The 12,712-nt window shown below is 71.7% G+C and carries 17 protein-coding genes; 4 read left to right on the top strand and 13 right to left on the bottom strand.

Features of this window, described 5'->3' with window-relative positions; all coding sequences use genetic code 11:
- The first annotated feature begins 8 nt into the window (after positions 1–8).
- Positions 9–722 (top strand): TetR/AcrR family transcriptional regulator C-terminal domain-containing protein, encoded by a 714-nt coding sequence (locus tag FS769_RS07310; RefSeq protein WP_144831379.1) that lies wholly within the window; start codon positions 9–11, stop codon positions 720–722.
- A 3-nt stretch (positions 723–725) separates the two neighbouring features.
- On the opposite strand, the gene FS769_RS07305 is transcribed toward FS769_RS07310, so the two are convergent.
- Together FS769_RS07305 and FS769_RS07300 are read right to left on the bottom strand one after the other, a co-directional pair.
- Positions 726–1,487: an SDR family NAD(P)-dependent oxidoreductase gene (locus FS769_RS07305; protein WP_144831377.1), complete on the bottom strand. Its 762-nt coding sequence runs from the start codon at positions 1,485–1,487 to the stop codon at positions 726–728.
- A 182-nt stretch (positions 1,488–1,669) separates the two neighbouring features.
- The gene (locus tag FS769_RS07300) at positions 1,670–2,032 is read right to left on the bottom strand and encodes a hypothetical protein (protein ID WP_144831374.1); all 363 of its coding nucleotides are present in this window, start codon (positions 2,030–2,032) and stop codon (positions 1,670–1,672) included.
- A 122-nt stretch (positions 2,033–2,154) separates the two neighbouring features.
- On the opposite strand from FS769_RS07300, the gene FS769_RS07295 reads away from it, so the two are divergent.
- Positions 2,155–2,733 (top strand): YdeI family protein, encoded by a 579-nt coding sequence (locus FS769_RS07295; protein WP_144831371.1) that lies wholly within the window; start codon positions 2,155–2,157, stop codon positions 2,731–2,733.
- Positions 2,734–2,772: 39 nt separating this feature from the next.
- The gene (locus FS769_RS07290; RefSeq protein WP_260979714.1) at positions 2,773–3,474 is read left to right on the top strand and encodes an SGNH/GDSL hydrolase family protein; all 702 of its coding nucleotides are present in this window, start codon (positions 2,773–2,775) and stop codon (positions 3,472–3,474) included.
- Here FS769_RS07290 and FS769_RS07285 read toward each other — a convergent pair.
- The 4 genes from FS769_RS07285 to FS769_RS07270 form a co-directional block, all read right to left on the bottom strand.
- Positions 3,469–4,047 carry a Pr6Pr family membrane protein gene (locus tag FS769_RS07285; protein WP_260979713.1) on the bottom strand — a complete coding sequence of 193 codons (579 nt, stop codon included), beginning with the start codon at positions 4,045–4,047 and terminating at the stop codon, positions 3,469–3,471. The genes FS769_RS07290 and FS769_RS07285 overlap by 6 nt on opposite strands.
- 84 nt (positions 4,048–4,131) lie before the next feature.
- The gene (locus FS769_RS07280; protein ID WP_144831366.1) at positions 4,132–4,569 is read right to left on the bottom strand and encodes a BLUF domain-containing protein; all 438 of its coding nucleotides are present in this window, start codon (positions 4,567–4,569) and stop codon (positions 4,132–4,134) included.
- On the bottom strand, positions 4,566–4,850 hold the full coding sequence (locus tag FS769_RS07275) for a hypothetical protein (RefSeq protein ID WP_186325450.1): 285 nt from the start codon (positions 4,848–4,850) through the stop codon (positions 4,566–4,568). Before FS769_RS07275 ends, FS769_RS07280 begins: the two co-directional genes overlap by 4 nt.
- A 121-nt stretch (positions 4,851–4,971) precedes the next feature.
- Positions 4,972–5,361, bottom strand: coding sequence for an ester cyclase (locus FS769_RS07270; RefSeq protein WP_144831362.1), 390 nt, complete (start codon positions 5,359–5,361; stop codon positions 4,972–4,974).
- Between the two features lie 148 nt (positions 5,362–5,509).
- On the opposite strand from FS769_RS07270, the gene FS769_RS07265 reads away from it, so the two are divergent.
- Positions 5,510–6,829, top strand: coding sequence for a cytochrome P450 (locus tag FS769_RS07265; RefSeq protein WP_144831358.1), 1,320 nt, complete (start codon positions 5,510–5,512; stop codon positions 6,827–6,829).
- 173 nt (positions 6,830–7,002) lie between these two features.
- Here the strand turns inward: FS769_RS07265 and FS769_RS07260 are convergent, their stop codons facing one another.
- From FS769_RS07260 to pcaG, 7 genes are read right to left on the bottom strand one after another with little or no spacing between them, the layout of a single operon-like run.
- Positions 7,003–8,169 (bottom strand): thiolase family protein, encoded by a 1,167-nt coding sequence (locus FS769_RS07260; protein WP_144831354.1) that lies wholly within the window; start codon positions 8,167–8,169, stop codon positions 7,003–7,005.
- A gap of 2 nt (positions 8,170–8,171) precedes the next feature.
- A complete protein-coding gene (locus FS769_RS07255) occupies positions 8,172–8,819 on the bottom strand; it encodes a 3-oxoacid CoA-transferase subunit B (protein ID WP_144831351.1) in 648 nt (215 codons plus the stop codon).
- The gene (locus FS769_RS07250) at positions 8,816–9,559 is read right to left on the bottom strand and encodes a 3-oxoacid CoA-transferase subunit A (RefSeq protein ID WP_144831348.1); all 744 of its coding nucleotides are present in this window, start codon (positions 9,557–9,559) and stop codon (positions 8,816–8,818) included. The genes FS769_RS07255 and FS769_RS07250 overlap by 4 nt, the downstream gene beginning before the upstream one ends.
- Positions 9,556–9,972 (bottom strand): 4-carboxymuconolactone decarboxylase, encoded by a 417-nt coding sequence (gene pcaC / locus FS769_RS07245; protein WP_144831346.1) that lies wholly within the window; start codon positions 9,970–9,972, stop codon positions 9,556–9,558. Before pcaC ends, FS769_RS07250 begins: the two co-directional genes overlap by 4 nt.
- Complete coding sequence (locus FS769_RS07240; protein WP_144831343.1) at positions 9,972–10,760, bottom strand: alpha/beta fold hydrolase; 789 nt, start codon at positions 10,758–10,760, stop codon at positions 9,972–9,974. The genes pcaC and FS769_RS07240 overlap by 1 nt, the downstream gene beginning before the upstream one ends.
- Positions 10,757–12,127, bottom strand: coding sequence for a lyase family protein (locus tag FS769_RS07235; RefSeq protein WP_144831340.1), 1,371 nt, complete (start codon positions 12,125–12,127; stop codon positions 10,757–10,759). Before FS769_RS07235 ends, FS769_RS07240 begins: the two co-directional genes overlap by 4 nt.
- Positions 12,117–12,674: a protocatechuate 3,4-dioxygenase subunit alpha gene (gene pcaG / locus FS769_RS07230; RefSeq protein ID WP_230703849.1), complete on the bottom strand. Its 558-nt coding sequence runs from the start codon at positions 12,672–12,674 to the stop codon at positions 12,117–12,119. Before pcaG ends, FS769_RS07235 begins: the two co-directional genes overlap by 11 nt.
- Positions 12,675–12,712: the final 38 nt, after the last annotated feature.

Below are 12,712 nucleotides of genomic sequence, written 5' to 3'. Positions count from 1 at the left end.
GAAGCCACATGATCCGCCACACACGAGATGTCACCGACTCGGCCACGCCCCGGCTGAGCCGCGAGGCCATCATCGCGTGCGCTCTGGAGCGGATCGACGACGATGGCCTGGCCGGGCTGTCGATGCGCAACCTCGCCAAAGCCTTGGACGTTGAAGCCATGTCGCTCTACCGCTACGTGAACGGGCGCGAAGACCTGCTCGAGGGCGTGGTCGACGTGCTCATGACGGGGCTCACCGCGGCGTTGCGCGATGCCCGGGGCGACAGCTGGCAGCGATTCATGCAGGTGACCGCGCACGAGGTGCGCCGCGTCGCGGTCGAGCACCCGCGGGCCTTCCCGCTCATCGCGACCCGCCACCCCGCCGCGCCCTGGCTGCGACCGCCGCTGCGCAGCGTCGAGGTGGTCGAGATCTTCCTCGCGTCGCTGATCGACTTCGGCTTCAGCGACCAGCAGGCCGTCGACGCCTACCGGGCGTTCAGCAGCTTCCTGCTGGGTCAGCTGCTGCTCGAGGCGGCCGTCCGCGGCGCCGAGACGGGGCCGATCGAGGAGCCCCTCGACGAGGGCGATGCCGACCTTCCGCAGGGCGACGGCGAGCGCGAGGTCGACGACCTGCCGCAGGTGATGCGCCTGCGCCCGCTGCTCAGCGAGGATCGCGCCGACGAGGAGTTCGAGGTCGCCCTCGAGTCCCTGCTCGACCGCCTCGACCGGGAGATGTCGCAGTAACGCTCACGTGCGCAGGTGCGACGCCCCGTTCAGGTCGAGGATCGCACCCGACGCCCACTGCGAGCCGGGTGAGCTGAGGTAGACCACGGCATCCGCCACCTCTTCGGGCTCCGCGACGCGGCCGAAGGGGCTTTGGGACCGGATGCCGTCGCCGCCCTCGCCCGAGAGCTTCGTCTGCTGCCGGTCGGTGCCGACGAAGCCCGGCGCGACCGTGGTGACCGAGATGCCGTGCGGCGCGAGGGCGACCGCGAGCGACTGACCCATCGCGTGCAGTCCCGCCTTCGCCGCGCCGTAGGCGGGGAACTCGGGTTCTCCGCGGAACGCCCCGCGCGAGCCGACGTTGACGATCGCGCCCTCGATGCCGCGGTCGATCATCGAGCGTGCGACGAGGAACGAGACGTCGGCCGGGGCGACCAGGTCGATGGCCACCATGCGCTCCCACACGCGATGCCACGCGTCGAAGTCGGTCGTGGCGATCGGGTGCGACGTCTCGGCGTTCGGCGCGATCGCGGCGTTGTTGACGAGCACGTCGATGCGCCCGAGACCCGACAGCGCCTCGGCGACGACCCCTGCGGCCACGGCGGGGTCGGACAGATCTCCCGCCACGAGCACGTGCCCTTCGCCGTGCAGCTGCGCGAGCGTCTCTTCGGCGGCGGTGCGATCACTGCCGTAGTGCACGGCCACGCGGTCACCGCGCGTGCTGAGGGCGATGGCGATGGCCCGGCCGATTCCGCGCGAGGCGCCGGTGACGAGAGAGTGCTGCATGGGTCCATCGTGCCGGATGCCGGAGAGCGTCCGGGCGGTACCGCGAAACGGCTGCACCACCCGGACTGTCCGGGGCTCCGCCGTCGGGACGATGAACCGGTCGCCTCCGACGTGGATGCCTCACGCTACGACTGCATCGGGCGCCCGAGGTGGGCTTGACGAGCTCCCCCGGCAGATGGGTGTCAGGCGCGGGTGAAGCCCTCGAGGTCGGGGTCCCAGAACGCGTCGGGGTTGGCGCCCTCATCGAGCGGCTCGACGGCGACCGCGGGCGCCTGAGGGAAACGCTTGTGCTGGCGCAGCTCGTGCGCGGCCCACGAGAAATCGGGTTCGTCTCCCGACCAGTCGTCGTTGGGGGCGCTCAAGACGTCGTTGCCCACGCCGATCACGAGTTCGGCCTCTTCCTGCTCGCCGTGCTCGGTGACGATGGGAATGCTCACGGCCTCGGCCTGCCCCTCGGCGGCGATCGATGCGGTGAGCTGCACGAGCGCCTCCGCCACGTCGTCGGTCGTGGTCACGGTCTCGCCGGCGTAGGTCACACATCGCATTCCCACATGCTCGCTGCTTGGGGGCGCGGCAGGAGGCCGGTTGCCCCGGCGACCGCACTCCGATAGGGCGATGTCGGAGGCGACCGCTAGGGTCCGACGTACACGCGCACCGAGGAGAGATCATGGCTGAGGCACCCGAGCTCACCGTCGACGACGCCGCCGCGTGGCGCGCGTGGCTCGACGCGCACGAGGCCACCAGCGACGGCGTGTGGCTCGTTCTCGCCAAGAAGGGCACCGTCGAGCCGACCACCCTCACCTACGCGCAGGCCCTCGACGAGGCTCTCTGCAGCGGCTGGATCGATGGGCGCAAGCAGTCTCGGGATGCCGCGACCTTCCGCCAGCACTTCACTCCCCGCCGTGCCCGGTCGATGTGGTCGAAGCGCAACGTCGACATCGTCGCCCGACTGGCCGACGAGGGGCGCCTGCGACCGCGCGGCGCCGACGAGATCGCGCGCGCGCAGGCCGACGGAAGATGGGAGCGCGCCTACGCGGGCTCCGCCGACATCGAGGTGCCGCCCGAGTTGCAGGACGCGCTCGACGCCTCCCCCGCGGCGGCCCGTGCGTTCGCCGCGCTGACGAAGGCGGAGCGGTACTCGGTGCTGCACCCGGTCGTCACGGCCGCGACCGCGAAGACGCGGGCCGCGCGCATCGAGAAGCACGTGGCACGGCTCGCGGGCGAGGGCGATCCGCAGCCGACCTGAGAAGGCCCCGCGTCCCGCGGCGCCGACGAGAATGGTCAGATGCGCACCAGACTCCTGCGGATCGCCGCCGTCACGGCATCCGTCATGCTCGGTCTGGTCGCGTGCGCGCCCGCCTCACCCTCCGCCGAGGTGTCGACCCCGATGCCCGCCGATGGTCCGGTCGTGTCGTTCTACGGCGACTCGTACACCCGCGGCACGGGAGCCAGTTCGTCGGACCGGCGGTGGTCGACGGTCATCTCCGTCGACCGCGGCTGGCACGAGATCAACCGCAGCGAGAACGGCCTGGGTTTCGTCAACCGTCGCGCCGGCATGCGCGACGGGCTCGACGACATCCCCGCGCTCGTGATCGCCGATCGCCCCGACATCGTGTTCGTCACGATGGGCCTGAACGATAACTTCAGCTACGACGATCGCGCCGACGAGATCCGATCGACCATCGACAGCGACCTGCAGCGGCTGCGCGACGGCCTGCCCGCGGCGCGAATCGTCGTGGTCGAGCCGTTCTGGTACATCGCCGACCGGCCGGCCTCGGTCGACGTCATCTCGGGGTGGGTCGAAGACGCCGCCGCACGTATCGGGGCCGACCACATCGACGGGGCCAGTCGATGGCTCGACGGTCATTACGCCGACGATCCCGACAGCTGGATGGCCGGCGACGGCCTGCACCCGAACGACACCGGGTACGCGCACATGGCGGAGCGGATGGATGCCGCGCTCCGCGCCCTCGATCCGCCGCTATGACGACAGTGGTCGCGACGATCCGCGTCGACCGAGCGCCCAGACGCCCGCCGCGGCGAGGAGCAGCAGCGTCAGGATGCCCACCACGTGCAGGACGAGGGACGCGAGGCCGCGCTCGGGCAGAAGGAAGCCGTAGGGGACCCACCCGTCGGTGGCCCCGCGAACGAGGACGACGGTGATCCACGCGAGCGGGTAGGGCAGCACCCACCACAGCTCCCGCCACGCGAGCCGGGGCCGATCGGGAGCGGTCGCGACATCGGCCACGACGAGGACGGGGAACACGACGTGCAGAACCACGCTCACCCACGGCGGCGCCGAGCCCGTTCCCGGCACGAGCCCGTTGTAGACGACAGCGACGACGACGAGGCACGCGGCGCCGATCGCCCAGGCAAGCGCGACGACTCGCGGAACCGAGCGCCCAGCTAATCCGATACACCCCACCAGCATCAGCAGGAGAGCCGTCAGCGTGCTCGTCTGATTGGTGAAGTAGCCGAAGAAGTCGAAGGGATTGCCGTCATCGGCGGCGATGCGCAGCGCATACGAGTACGTCACGACGGCGACGACGAGAACGCCCACCACAATCCGAGCCAGGGCACGCGGGCGTGCACCGCTTCGGCTGGTGTCGAGGCTCACCCCGCGACGATAACGCGAGAGAGAGGCTCAAGCCTCTTCGGTCGTCCGCGCTCGGAACCACACCGTCAGTTCGCGCACGGCGCGGATCGCGTCGTCTTCGTCGTCGGACTCGAGGTCGTCGAACGTGTCGCGGAAGCCCTCGGGCGCCGGGGTGGAGGGCACACCGATCGGCTCGTAGCCCATCGTCCATTCCGAGAAGCGGCGCTCGTCGATCTTTTCGGACAGCAGCACCCGCACCTCGGCGTGCCGCGGGTCGCGACGGATCTTCGTCATGAGCTCGTCCACGGCATCCGTCGACCCTTCCAACACCTGGAAGAAGCGGCCCCGGCGATACAGCAGCATGCCGGTCAGGTCGTGCTCGTGGTTCGAGCGGCGGCTCTGCGCGAGCAGCTCGGCCAGGCGGGCGTCATCGAACGGCTCCGTCGCCGTGCTGACGTACGAAACGGAAACCAGCGATTCGCTCATGCGGTACCCCCGCCGTCGATCGATCGGGGGGCGGGCACGCGCACCTCGGAGAGGGTGATCTCGGCGTCCTGGGGAGGTTGACCGTTCGTGACGGCGGCCATGGCGGCGGTGAGAGCGCGGAAGCTGCCGACGAGACGGGAGCGCCCGTCGTAGGCGAGGAAGGCGCCGCCGGGCTGACGATCGATGTAGCCGAGGAAGACGCCCTTCCTGCTACCGACGTGGAAGCCCTCTTCGACACGAGCCCACACGACTCCGGCGCCGGGGCGGTCTGGAGACTCCATGGTCACCGCTCCTTTCGCCCGAGGATGGAAACCGGGCACGAGTGACCGTACCTGGGACCACGGACATGGAGCGGCCCTTGACAGATCGCTCATCGGACCCCTGTCGCGACGTGCGAATCGCTCAGGAGATGGCGGTCCGCAGCTGCTCCGCGTCGTCGGTTCCGGTCGCTTCGACGATGAGCCCCCGATCGACGCGGTACATCGCGAACGAGGCGATGTTCACCCGCCGACGCGTGGCCGGGACGTGGGCGAAGGTCCCCGTGTGCGTGCCGCCCGCGCGCAGGTGCACGGCGAGGCGGTCGTCTTCGACGATCAGCTGGATGCGCTTGGCCTGCCAGTCGGGAAAGCCGTGCAGCAGTTCGGCGTAGTCGGCGATCCAGGCCTCGGCCCCCGCCGGCAGGTGCGCGCGGCGCACAGCCGGGTGCAGGAATCCGCGTACCGCCTCGATGTCGTGACGGTTGTACGCGTCGAGGAAGTCCGCGAACCACTCGCGCGTCTCCCAGGCCTCCACCCCTTCATTATCGAGCGGATGCCGAGGCGTCGGCGCGTGCGCCGTGTCGGCGCGACATCAGCCGCTCGATCGCGGCGCATCGATATCACAGGGCGTCCGCCGACGCCGCCCCCTCGGTCGCCCGGAATCCCCGTGGAACCGTGGGGGAATGGCATCCCCCCTCGCCCTCTTCCGTGACGATTCCCTCTCGCTGCTGGTGCGCGGCTACGGCTTCGGTTCGCGCCTGTGGCGCCGCGCGGACCGCGGCGCGCGCGCCGTGCCGTTCCGTCTGCTCGGGCGCGAGGCGCTGTTCGTCCGAGGTGAGGAGGGCGTGGATCTTTTCTACGACGAGTCGCGCATCCGTCGCCACGGCGCCATGCCCGCCTTCATCCAGGAGTCGCTCTTCGGCCACGGCTCGGTGCACAGCCTCGACGGCACCGAGCACCGCCACCGCAAGGCGACCTTCGTCGACGTGCTGTACGACGACGCCGAGGTGCAGCGGCTGCTTCCCGAGCTCGATCGGCAGTGGCAGGGGGAGCGCGAAGCCTGGATCGCCGGCGGCGAGCGGTCGGCGTACGACGCCGCCGTGGGAGCCCTCGGTCGCGCGATCATGCGCTGGGCGGGGATCCCCGGCACCGCTGCCGCGCAGACCCGCTGGGCGAAGCGGCAGGCGCAGATCGTCGACGGGTTCGGCGTCCCCTACTCGCCCGAGTTCGCGCTCGCGCTGCTGAACCGCCGCTGGTCGGACCGCCACGCCGCCGAGCTGATCGACGCGGTGCGTGCAGGCACCCTGCACCCCGCGGAGAACACGGCCCTGCACGCCTGGGCGCACCATCGCGACGAAGACGGCGAGCTCCTGCCCGCGAAGACCGCGGGGATCGAGCTGCAGAACAGCTTCCGCCCGATGATCGCGGTGTCGCGCTTCGTCGCCTTCGCTGCGAAAGAGCTGCACGACCGGCCCGAGTGGCGTGAGCGCATCGCCGCCGAGACGGCCGAACGCGGGACGCTCGTGGGCGGAGAGCTCGCGACGGCCTTCGCGCAGGAGATCCGTCGCACCGCCCCCTTCGTGCCGATGCTGCCCGCGTGGGCCGAGACCGACATCGAGCTCGACGGTCAGCGCGTGCCCGCCGGCGGGCGGGTCGTGCTCGACATCCTCGGCACCGACACCGACACCCGCGAGTGGGAGCGCCCCTCCGATTTCGCTCCCGAGCGCTTCGTCGGCGTCGACGACTACGAGGCGCTGAAGGCGTTCGTCCCCCACGGCGGTGCCGACGTGCGCACCGGTCACCGCTGCCCCGGCGAGAAGCTCGCGATCGCCGGGCTCGCAGCATCCATCGCCGTCCTCAGCGACCCGCGCCTGCGCATCAGCGGCCGCGGACTCGAGGTGAACAGGAGACGGATGCCGACCAAGCCGCGTTCCGGAGGTCGCGTGCGCCGCGCCGACGCGCCGTCGTCGTGCCCGTTCCACTTCGGACTGGGCTCGAAATGACACGCGTGTAGTTTCGAAGGTTGGTGCGTAGCGGCGGTTTTCCACAACCTGGATGCACAGAGAACCGGGCTTTCTCCACAACGATCCACAGAGTTATCCACAGGTAGGGACGATCACCTTCGTAAGCGCGTCCGTGCAGCGCGGGCGCTCGACAGTGGCGCCGGCACCCGCCGTCAGCGCTCGAGCACCACCGCGAGCCCCTGCCCCACACCGATGCAGATCGCCGCGACCGCGACGCCCCCGCCGCGGCGCTTCAGCTCGTGGGCCGCGCGCGCGAAGATGCGGCCGCCCGAGGCGCCGAGGGGGTGACCGATCGCGATCGCTCCCCCGTTCTCGTTGAGACGGGCGGGGTCGAGCTCGGTCCACAGCTTCGCGCACGCCAGGGTCTGCGACGCGAACGCCTCGTTGAGCTCGACGAACGACACGTCGGCCCACGTCTTGCCGGCGCGGGCGAGAGCGCGGTTCGCCGCCTCGACGGGAGCGACGCCGAACACGTCGGGGTCGTTGCCGAACGCGGCCCGGCCGGCGATGCGGGCCAAGGGCTCGGCATCCAGTGCCCCCTCCGCGCCCAGCAGCACCGCCGAGGCGCCGTCGTTGATGGGCGAGGAATTGCCCGCGGTGACCGACCCGCCCTGCCGGAAGGCCGGGCGCAGCCCCGCCAGCACCTCGGCGGTGGAGTCGTCGCGGATGCCTTCGTCGCGCGCGAGCGCGTGGCCCTCGACCTGCACGATCTCGTCGTCGAAGCGGCCCGCGGCCCACGCGGCCGCGGAGAGGCGGTGGCTGCGGGCGGCGAATTCGTCCTGCTCCTCGCGGGAGATGTCGTAGATCTCGGCGAGCTTCTCGGCGCTCTCGCCGTTGGAGATCGTCCAGTCCTTCCGCAGGCGCGGGTTCGTCATGCGCCAGCCGATCGAGGTGTTCCACATCGTCTGGTTGGCGGCGGGGAAGGGCCGCGGGCTCTTCTCGACCACGAACGGGGCCCGCGTCATCGACTCGACGCCGCCCGCGAGGATCACCTCGGCATCGCCCGCCTCGATCGCGCGCGAGCCCTGGATCACGGCATCCAGCGACGATCCGCACAGGCGGTTGATGGTCGTGCCGGGCACCGACGAGGGGAAGCCCGCGAGCAGCGCGCCGAAGCGCGCGACGTTGCGGTTGTCTTCGCCGGCTTGGTTCGCATCGCCGAAGATGACGTCTTCGATGCGCGCGGGGTCGAGGCCGGTGCGTTCGACGACGGATGCCATGACGGTGGCGGCCAGATCATCGGGGCGCACATCGGCGAAGGCCTTCGCGTGGCGGGCGAAGGGGGTGCGGACGGCGTCGTACACGAACGAAGCGGGCATGGTCAGCTCTCCGGGTCGAGAAGGGTCAGACCGAGGAGGTGCTCGATCTCGGCGTGGGTGTTGTCGCCGAACAGTTCGCGCACGCGGAAGCCGTCGGGCGTGACGTCGAAGACGCCGTGGTCGGTGTAGACCCGCGAGACGCAGCCCACCCCGGTCAGCGGGTAGGTGCAGGCGGCGACGAGCTTGGGCTCGCCGCCCTTGGTGAGCAGGTCGGTCATGACGTAGACGTCTTTCGCGCCGATCGCGAGGTCCATCGCCCCGCCGACGGCCGGGATCGCGCCGGGCTCGCCGGTCGACCAGTTGGCGAGGTCGCCGCCGGCCGACACCTGGAACGCGCCGAGCACGCACACGTCGAGGTGCCCGCCGCGCATCATGGCGAACGAGTCGGCGTGGTGGAAGTAGGCGGCCCCCGCGAGCGCGGTGACGGGCTGCTTGCCCGCGTTGATGAGGTCGGGGTCGACCCGGCCGCACTTGGGGGCGGGGCCCATGCCGAGCATGCCGTTCTCGGTGTGCAGAACGATCTCGAGCCCCGCGGGCAGGTAGTCGGCGACGAGGGTCGGCGCTCCGATGCCGAGGTTGACGACGGCGCCCTCGGGGATGTCGGATGCCACGCGGGCGGCGAGATCGCGCCGCGAGATGCGGGTGGTCATGCTTCCTCCTCAGGGGCCAGGGCCCGGCCCTCGATGTCGACGCCGCCGACGAAGGCGCCGTCGCGCAGCCACGCCCGCTCGCCGACCGCGACGACGCGATCGACGTACAGGCCGGGGGTCACGACGGCCTCGGGGTCGAGGGAGCCGAGTGGCACGATCTCGTCGACCTGCACGACGGTGGTCGTGGCGGCGGCGGCCATGATGGGCCCGAAGTTGCGGGCGGTCTCGCGGTAGACGAGGTTGCCCCAGCGGTCGGCGGCGCGGGCGCTCACGAGCGCGACGTCGGCGTGGATGGGGTATTCGAGCACGTAGTCGCGGCCGTCGATACGCCGCGTCTCCTTGCCCTCGGCGAGCTGCGTCCCGAAGCCGGTGGGGGTGAAGAACCCGCCGATGCCGGCGCCCGCGGCGCGGATGCGCTCGGCGAGGTTGCCCTGCGGCACGAGCTCGAGTTCGACCTTGCCGTCGCGGTACAGGCCGTCGAACACCCACGAGTCGCTCTGGCGCGGGAACGAGCAGATCATCTTGCGCACCTGACCGGCGGCGAGCAGGGCCGCGAGTCCGGTGTCGCCGTTGCCGGCGTTGTTGTTGACGACGGTGAGGTCGCCGGCCCCGTGAGCGATCAGCGCGTCGATCAGCTCGACGGGCTGCCCGGCGCGACCGAAGCCGCCGATCATCACGGTGGCCCCGTCGGCGATGCCGGCGACGGCGGCCGCGACGTCGGGAACGGTCTTGTCGATCACGGCGCGGCCTCCTCGTTCGTCTCCGACGGAGCCGGTTCGGGCGTCGCGAAGACCTCCGACGCGATGCGGAAGGCCGAGTTGGCCGCCGGCACGCCGGAGTAGATCGCCGACTGCAGGATGACCTCGCGGATCTCCTCGACGCTCAGGCCGTTGCGCAGCGCCGCGCGCAGGTGCATCGCGAGCTCCTCATGGTGGCCGTGTGCGATGAGCGAGCTCAGCACCGCGATCGAGCGCGAGCGGCGGTCGAGGTCGGGCCGTGACCACACGTCTCCCCATGCGACGCGCGTGATGAAGTCCTGCCAGTCGGCGGTGAGGTCGGTGGTCGCGGCGATCGAGCGATCGACGTGCGCGTCGCTCAGCACGGCCCGGCGCACGGTCATGCCCTGGTCGTGGCGTTCCTGATCGGTGGGCATCAGGCGTCCTTTCGGGAAGACGAGGTCGTCGAGACGGAGGCGAAGAACGACCGCAGCAGAGCCGCGACGGCCTCGGGCTGTTCGGCCGGGGGAAGGTGGCCGGCGTCGTCGATGCGCGCGACGCTCCCGCGCTGCACGCCCTCGGCGATCTCGACGGCCTTGGATTCGGGGGCGACCTGGTCGAACGCTCCCCACGCGGCGAGCACGGGAACCGCCATCTCGCCCAGCGTGGAGCGCACGTCGTACGCGGCGAGCGCCTCGCAGCACCGGGCGTAGCTGTCGTCGTCGGCGTCCTGCAGCGCGTGCAGCAGGCGGCCGCTCAGCTCGGGGCGGCGGGCCATCGACTCGGGCGCGAACCAGCGCTGGGCCGAGCCGACGATGAGGCTCGAGGTGCTCTGCGACCGTGCCTGGGCGGCTCGCTCGGTCCACGATGCGGCATCTCCGAGCACGGCTCCGGATGCCACGATGGCGGCGCCCCGCAGCCGGGTGCCGTGACGCCGGGCGAGCTCGAGGCCCGTCGCCCCGCCGAGGGAGACCCCGGCGTAGAGGAACGTGTCATCGGGGATCGTGGCGGCCACGGCATCCGCGAGATCCGCGACCGTGAACGCCTCGCGCGCGATCGGGCCGGCCCCGTGGCCGGGGAGGTCCCACGCGGCGACGCGATAGTCGTCGGCGAGCAGGGGCACGACGTCGTCCCACAGGATGGTCGAGGTGCCGAGCGACGGCCCGAGCACGACGAGGGGTGCGTCGACCGGTCCGACGGGCTCGGTCAGGGCGATGAGGCTCATGCGTCGGCTCCTTCGTCGTGCGCGGTGCCTCCGCCGGCGTGGCCGGTGCCGCGGGCGAGGCGGGGCGCGAGGCCGACGTAGGCGGCCGGATCGAGTAGCGCGTCGATGTCGAGGTCGGCCGCCTCGGGCAGCGCCCGCAGGCGCGGGGCGAGGTCGTCGTCGCCGTCGAGCAGGGCCGCGAAACGCTCGGCGCCGATGAGCGGCACGAGCACGCCCCGCAGACGCTCGCTGACGAGGCGCCCGCCGGTCAGACCAGCGTTGGCCGTCGCGGCTCTGGCGTCGACGCGCAGGTGAGCGAGCAACGACGACCCGTGCGCCGCGGCGCCGACCGCCAGGCGCAGGAGCTCGCGCAGCGTCGGCCATTCGGCGTGCCAGGCGCCGTCGGGGCGCTCGTCGACCGCGAGGGCCGAGGCCAGGTGCAGGGTCGCGCCCAGCTGGGGGGCGCGCAGGGCGGCCGAGCGGATGAGCACCGCCTCGGCGGGGTTCTGCTTCTGGGGCATGGCCGACGATCCGCCGCCCACGCCCTCCGACACCTCGCCGATCTCGGTGCGGCTGAGGGTCGCGACGTCGGCGGCCGTCTTGCCGAGCGCATCGATGGCCTGCACGAGGGCGTCGCCGATCTCGGTCACGGGCCAGCGCGTCACGTGCCAAGGTGCGTCGGGGGCGTCGAGCTCGAGCGCCCGGGCGAAGGCCGCGGGCAGGGCGTCGGCGGCATCCGTCGATCCGGTGATCTCGACGAACGACGCGAGCGTTCCGCCCGCCCCCGCGAGCTGCGCGGGGAAGACCAGGGCGTCGAGCCGCACGACGGCCCGCTCGAGTCCGCGCGCCCAGGTCGCGGCGCGCGCCCCGACCGTGGTGGGCACCGCGTGCTGCGTGAGGGTGCGCGCTGCGGCGACCTCGTCGGCGTGCGCGGTGGCGAGCTGTCGGGCCCAGACGGCGGCGTTGGCGACCGAGCGGCGCGTCTGCTCGACCGCACAGCGGGCGACCACCATGAGCGCGGTGTCGAGCACGTCTTGGCTCGTCGCCCCGCGGTGGATCCACCCGCGGTGCTCGGCCGGCACCTGGGCCTTGAGAGCGCCCACGAGGGGGATCACGGGGTTTCCCCCGGCGACCGCGTCGCGCACGAGCGCATCGACGTCGAGAGCCCGCACGGGCGAGGCGTATTTCTCGTCGATTCCGAAGGTGTGGTCGATCTCCGCGCGCGCCTCACGCGGGGCGGCCCCCACCGCGACGTAGGCCGCCACCAGCGCGCACTCGACACGGATCATGGTGGTCAGCACGAACTCGTCGGACAGCAGGGCGTCGTGACCGACGCTCACGGGCGAGAGCAGCCCGAGGTCGATGCGCGGGAGAGGCTCAGAAGGCAAGGAACACCGTCTCGTTCTCGCCCTGCAACCGGATGTCGTGCGACAGGTACCCGTCGGGCGTCCGGGTCGCGACGAGGCTAGCGCGCTCCTGCGACGTCAGCGCGGACAGCAACGGATCGGCGGCGAGAGCGTCGTCGTCGGCGGGCGAGTAGATGCGCGTGTGCAGCTTGTCGGGGAGCCCGCGCGCGAACACGATGGCCGCGAAGAACCCCGCACGACCCCGGATGCCGCCCGGCTCGCGCGTCCAGAACGAGTAGCGCCCCTCGTCGTCGGTGAAGGCGCGTCCGAACCCGGTGAAGGTGTGGTCGTCACGGCGGAACGCGCCGCGCGCGCGGGGCACGGAGCCGTCGGCATCCGCCCCGAAGATCTCCACGAGGGCGTCGGGGATCGGCGCTCCCGCCCCGTCGTAGACCGTGCCCGAGAGCACGATCGCGCCGGGCGAGTGCGGGAAGACGACCTCGTGCTGCTTCGGGAACTCCAGGCCGTAGGCGAAGAACGGCCCGACCGTCTGGCCGGGGGTGGCGCGGTGCGTCTTGGCGGGAATCACTCGTCGCCCTCCTGCTCGTCCTTCGACAGGCTCAGGAA

Origin of the sequence: Microbacterium sp. BH-3-3-3 (assembly GCF_007679045.1) — a bacterium.
GTDB lineage: Bacteria > Actinomycetota > Actinomycetes > Actinomycetales > Microbacteriaceae > Microbacterium > Microbacterium algihabitans.
The sequence above is the reverse complement of the archived record's forward strand: the minus strand, read 5'-3'. Positions and strand labels throughout refer to the sequence as shown.

What these genes read in the sequence shown, in the direction of transcription:
- FS769_RS07310 (WP_144831379.1), top strand. Translation starts at nt 9, where the DNA reads ATGATCCGCCACACACGAGATGTCACCGACTCGGCCACGCCCCGGCTG.
- FS769_RS07305 (WP_144831377.1), bottom strand. Translation starts at nt 1,487, where the DNA reads ATGCAGCACTCTCTCGTCACCGGCGCCTCGCGCGGAATCGGCCGGGCC.
- FS769_RS07300 (WP_144831374.1), bottom strand. Translation starts at nt 2,032, where the DNA reads ATGCGATGTGTGACCTACGCCGGCGAGACCGTGACCACGACCGACGAC.
- FS769_RS07295 (WP_144831371.1), top strand. Translation starts at nt 2,155, where the DNA reads ATGGCTGAGGCACCCGAGCTCACCGTCGACGACGCCGCCGCGTGGCGC.
- FS769_RS07290 (WP_260979714.1), top strand. Translation starts at nt 2,773, where the DNA reads ATGCGCACCAGACTCCTGCGGATCGCCGCCGTCACGGCATCCGTCATG.
- FS769_RS07280 (WP_144831366.1), bottom strand. Translation starts at nt 4,569, where the DNA reads ATGAGCGAATCGCTGGTTTCCGTTTCGTACGTCAGCACGGCGACGGAG.
- FS769_RS07275 (WP_186325450.1), bottom strand. Translation starts at nt 4,850, where the DNA reads ATGGAGTCTCCAGACCGCCCCGGCGCCGGAGTCGTGTGGGCTCGTGTC.
- FS769_RS07265 (WP_144831358.1), top strand. Translation starts at nt 5,510, where the DNA reads ATGGCATCCCCCCTCGCCCTCTTCCGTGACGATTCCCTCTCGCTGCTG.
- FS769_RS07260 (WP_144831354.1), bottom strand. Translation starts at nt 8,169, where the DNA reads ATGCCCGCTTCGTTCGTGTACGACGCCGTCCGCACCCCCTTCGCCCGC.
- FS769_RS07255 (WP_144831351.1), bottom strand. Translation starts at nt 8,819, where the DNA reads ATGACCACCCGCATCTCGCGGCGCGATCTCGCCGCCCGCGTGGCATCC.
- pcaC (WP_144831346.1), bottom strand. Translation starts at nt 9,972, where the DNA reads ATGCCCACCGATCAGGAACGCCACGACCAGGGCATGACCGTGCGCCGG.
- FS769_RS07240 (WP_144831343.1), bottom strand. Translation starts at nt 10,760, where the DNA reads ATGAGCCTCATCGCCCTGACCGAGCCCGTCGGACCGGTCGACGCACCC.